At 71.0% G+C, this 4,400-nt stretch carries 4 protein-coding genes; all 4 read right to left on the bottom strand.

Going from position 1 to position 4,400, the window contains the following annotated elements:
• A partial coding sequence (locus tag VF697_RS12455) for a lipoyl(octanoyl) transferase LipB (RefSeq protein WP_414641277.1) occupies positions 1-376 on the bottom strand: 376 nt, incomplete at its 3' end.
• On the bottom strand, positions 373-1,803 hold the full coding sequence (locus tag VF697_RS12450; RefSeq protein ID WP_331094579.1) for a ClpX C4-type zinc finger protein: 1,431 nt from the start codon (positions 1,801-1,803) through the stop codon (positions 373-375). The genes VF697_RS12450 and VF697_RS12455, both read right to left, overlap by 4 nt.
• Positions 1,804-1,888: 85 nt before the next feature.
• A complete protein-coding gene (locus tag VF697_RS12445) occupies positions 1,889-3,175 on the bottom strand; it encodes a dihydrolipoamide acetyltransferase family protein (RefSeq protein ID WP_331094577.1) in 1,287 nt (428 codons plus the stop codon).
• 41 nt (positions 3,176-3,216) lie between these two features.
• Positions 3,217-4,152 (bottom strand): lipoyl synthase, encoded by a 936-nt coding sequence (gene lipA, locus VF697_RS12440; protein WP_331094574.1) that lies wholly within the window; start codon positions 4,150-4,152, stop codon positions 3,217-3,219.
• Between the last annotated feature and the right edge of the window lie 248 nt (positions 4,153-4,400).

Genomic DNA, 4,400 nt, shown 5'->3' with positions numbered 1-4,400 from the left:
CGGAGGTGAGGCCGTACTCGGCGAGGGTGCGGATGACGCACTGTTCGACATCGCGCACGTAGCGGCGCACGTCCTGGCGGCCCTCGGGGAGCAGGAAGATGGGGTAGCCCACGAGCTGCCCCGGGCCGTGGTAGGTGACGTCGCCACCGCGGTCGGTCTCGTAGACCTCCACGCCCTCGGCGGCGAGCCGCGCGTCACTGGCGACGATGTTGGCACGTTTGGCGGCGCGACCCAGGGTGAGCACGGGCGGGTGCTCGAGCAGGAGCAGGGAGTCCCCGCAGAGCCCCTGGCGGCGGGCCTCGCCGAAGAGCTTCATGAGCTGGAGGCCGTCTTCGTATTCGACCCGGCCGAGCCGGTACACCGTCAGCGTGCTCACGACTTTCCCTTCCGCCGACCGCGACGGGCCGGCTTCGGCTTGCCCTTCTTGGCCTCCAGACGCCAGGTGCCCGGGGGCACTCGGGCCAGGAGGGCCCGCAGCTCGTGCCCGGCCCGGGGCGAACGGGACGCCTCGGTGGCGAGGGCGACGAGCACCTCGTCGAAGAGGTGGCAGTCCTCGCGCGAGGCGAGCCCGCGCCGGGCCATCTCCACCAGGTCCTCGATGCTCGGCTGTTCGAGCGGAACGAGGAGCTGCACCCGCTCCAGCAGCGTGATGGGCAGCGCGCCCCGCACGGCCTCGGAGAGCGCGGCGGTGGTGAGCACGGGCAGACGGCCCGAGTCCGACAGGAGCACCACCCCCGAGGCCACCGGCGTGCCCCGAGCCGTCATCAGCACGGTGCGCTCGGGGTGACGGGCCAGGAAGGCACCCAGCACGAGCTGCTCGGCGGGCGGGAGCCGGTCCACGTCCTCCACGAGGAGCGTGCTCTCCAGGGGAGCGAGGTCCAGGGCCGTGGGGACGGCGAGCACGCCCCTGCCCTGCTCCGCGAGCGCCCGCATCCAGGTGCTCTTGCCGGAGCCCTCGGGCCCGAGCACCAGCACGTGACGCACGCCGGACTCCCACGCGCGCTCGAGCTGCTCTCGGGCCGCCTCCTGGCCCACCAGCTCGAAGGGGACGGGCCCTCGGGCGGCCGCGGTCCGGTTGCGCGGGGAAGGAGCCCTCGGCGCCACGCCACCGAGCAGCGTGCTCGACTCACCCGTGCAGGCCGAGCAGATGAATGCGCCAGCGGGACCCGCGACGAGCGGCCCCACCTCGGAGCGAGGCCGGCAACAGAAGGAGCACCACGCCTCGAGCGAGGGATCGGCCCGCGTCGGTCCCCGCTCGACGAAAGCCGTCTGGGGCTCTTCGGGAGGCTCACGGGAGGGCTCCTCCACCCGAGCCGTGACGGGTGCCGGTGGCGGCACGGAAGGCACTTCCGCCGCCTCCGCGGAGCGCACCGCGGAGCGCACGACCTCCACGGCGACGGCCACGGGGTCGGTGCGCACACCCACGGCCAGCTCGGCCTCGCGCAGGGCCTTCTGGAGGGCACCGGCCGAGGTGTCTTCCTGGATCACCCACACCCCACTCTCGGGGTCCTCATCGGGGGCGGGCGAGGACGTATCCGGCGAGGACTCGTCCCCGGCCCACGCCCGGACATCCGAGGTGGCCTGCGTCACCTCGGACAGCCGGCGGATCTCCTCCTCCAACTCCTGGGTGAGCGAGGGATCCAACCGGAGGGCGTAGCGCAGGAGTTGCTCGGCACGGGAGAAGCCGCCCGCGCGCCGGTACATGGCGGCGGCGCGGCGCAGCAACTCGATGGCCCGGGGCTTGTCTCCCCCGAGCTCCGCGGCCTGGGCGGCGCGGATGACGTCGCGAACGTTCTCGGCCATGGGGCAGCGTAACCTCCTCGAAGGCCGGGAGCGCGGTGCGCGAGCGCTCCCGGCGAGGCACGCGCCCCCGGCAGGTGGCCGGCCGTCAGGCCATGGCCAGGAACAGCATGTCCGGACGCTCCAGGTACTTGATGACCTCGTACACGAAGTCCGCGGCGACCTGGCCGTCGATGACGCGGTGATCGGCGGAGATGGACAGGTTCATCATCTCGCGCACGACAATCTGGTCGTTCTTGTCCACCACGGGGCGCTTGCGCATGCGGTGGATGCCCATGATCGCCACCTCGGGGTGGTTGATGATGGGCGTGGCGAAGATGCCGCCCGTCTGGCCGAGCGAGGTGATGGTGAAAGAGCCACCCGTCAGCTCCTCCATCTTCAGCTTGCGATCCCTCGCCGCGTTGCTGAGACGGACGACCTCGTTGGCCAGCTCGCGCAGGGTGAGCCTGTCCGCGTTCTTGATGACGGGGACAGTGAGGCCCTCGTTGGTGGCCACGGCGATGCCGATGTTGAACTCGCCGCGAACGACGAGCTCCTGCGCGGCCTCATCCATGTTGGCGTTGAGGTGCGGGTACTTCTTCATCGCCGCGAGCACGGCCTTGATGATGAAGGGCAGGAAGGACAGCTTCGTGTGCTCGCCCGAGGCGGCCAGGGTCTCGTTGAGGCGCTTGCGCAGGGCGACCAGCTCGGTGCAATCCACCTCCTCGACGAAGCCGAAGTGGGGCGCGGTGAACTTCGAGCGCACCATCTTCTCGGCGATCTTCTTGCGCAGGCCGCGCAGGGCGATGCGCTCGTCGCCACGGCCCTGGGGAACCGAGGGCGCGGCGGGACGGGCCTGGGCGGCGGGAGCGGAGGCGGCCACCTCGTTGCGCGGGGCGGCGCTGGCGCCCGCGAGGGCCGCCTCCACGTCCGCCTTCATCACGCGCCCCTGGGGACCCGAGCCGGCGATCTCCGCGAGGTTCAGCCCGTGCTCACGCGCCATGCGGCGGGTGAGCGGCGTGGCCAGCACCTTGGAGGCGGCCTGCGCGCCATCGCCCTTGGCGCTCAGGGCCTGGGGCTGGGCAGCAGCGGCGGCGGCGGGAGCACCGTGAGCGGCGGGAGCACCATGGCCCGCGGCCTGGGCCGGCGCGGCGCCCTCGATCTCCAGTGTCACGAGGGGGTGGTGGACCTTGGCGATGTCGCCTTCCTTGCCGTGCGTCTGCACGACCCGGCCGGCCTTGGGGCTGGGGACGGTGACGGTGGCCTTGTCGGTCATGACCTCGGCGAGCGTCTGGTCCTCCTTGACGCTGTCACCGGCCTTGACGTGCCACTTGACCAGCTCGCCCTCCTGCACGCCTTCGCCAAGATCGGGCAGCTTGAACTCGAAGATCGCCATTCGCGGGGGTCCGTTTCGGGGTGTTGAGGGTTAGGAAGGCGTCAGGTGTTGCCGGCGAGACCCAGGCGCTCACGCTCCATGAGGCCCTTCATGAAGAACTCGGCGGCACGGTAGCTGGAGCGCACGAGCGGCCCGGAGGCGACGTACAGGAAGCCGTAGGACTCGGCGAGCTTCTTGTAGTCCTCGAACTGCTGCGGGGTGACGAAGCGCTCCACGCGCAGGTGGTACTGGGAAGGCTGCAGGTACTGGCCGAGCGTCAGCACGTCCACGCCCACGGCGCGCAGATCCTGGAAGGTCTGCTCCAGCTCGGCGTCCGTCTCGCCCAGCCCCACCATGACGGAGGTCTTGGTGTAGAGCTTCTCCGGGCGCTGCTTGAGGTACTCGAGCACCTTGAGAGACTGGCGGTAGGTGGCGCGGCGATCGCGCACGGTGGGGGTGAGGCGCTCCACCGTCTCCACGTTGTGGGCCACCACGTGCGGGCGGGCCTCGGACACCGTGGCCAGGTCGCGCTCCACGCCCTTGAAGTCGGGGATGAGCACCTCGACGATCGTCCGGGGCGAGTGCTGGCGCAGCTCGCGGATGGCCGAGGCGAAGTGGCTGGCGCCGCCGTCCGGCCGGTCATCCCGGTTGACGGAGGTGACCACGATGTACTCGAGGTCCATCTCCTTGACGGCCTGGGCCAGGTGGATGGGCTCCATGGGGTCCAACGGCGGGGGCGCGCCCACCTTCACGTGGCAGAAGCGGCACGCGCGGGTGCAGACCTCGCCCATGAGCATCACCGTGGCGGTGCCCCCGCCCCAGCACTCGGCGATGTTGGGGCAGCGAGCCTCCTCGCACACCGTGGACAGCTTCGTGCGGCGCACGATGGACTTCACCCGCTCGTAGCCTTCCCCGTGGGGGAGGCGAACCTTCAACCACTCGGGCTTCCGGGTGGATTCGGATACCTGCGGCAGGGGGAAACGATCGGGAGTTGCCATGGGTCGCGGGCCTTCTACGGTTGGGGCGAAAGCAGGGTCAAGGGGGAAGCCTTGACGCGAGGCGTCAGCTCGGACGCCTCACCCGTTCTAACGCCGACACCGAGTGCGGGCAGCGCCTCGGTGCTCGGGAAGGCCCGGCCCCCGCCAGGTGCGCCTTAAGCGCAGCTTGGGCCAGGGATGAGCGGGCCACCTCGAGCGGCCGGAGTGCGCATGCTTGGGAGCATGAGGGCCATCCACCTGGGGACGAG

The organism is Archangium sp. (genome assembly GCF_036388035.1).
Taxonomy (GTDB): Bacteria; Myxococcota; Myxococcia; order Myxococcales; family Myxococcaceae; genus Archangium.
This window is presented reverse-complemented; position numbering and strand designations above follow the sequence as displayed.

What these genes read in the sequence shown, in the direction of transcription:
- lipA (WP_331094574.1), bottom strand. Translation starts at nt 4,152, where the DNA reads ATGGCAACTCCCGATCGTTTCCCCCTGCCGCAGGTATCCGAATCCACC.
- VF697_RS12445 (WP_331094577.1), bottom strand. Translation starts at nt 3,175, where the DNA reads ATGGCGATCTTCGAGTTCAAGCTGCCCGATCTTGGCGAAGGCGTGCAG.
- VF697_RS12450 (WP_331094579.1), bottom strand. Translation starts at nt 1,803, where the DNA reads ATGGCCGAGAACGTTCGCGACGTCATCCGCGCCGCCCAGGCCGCGGAG.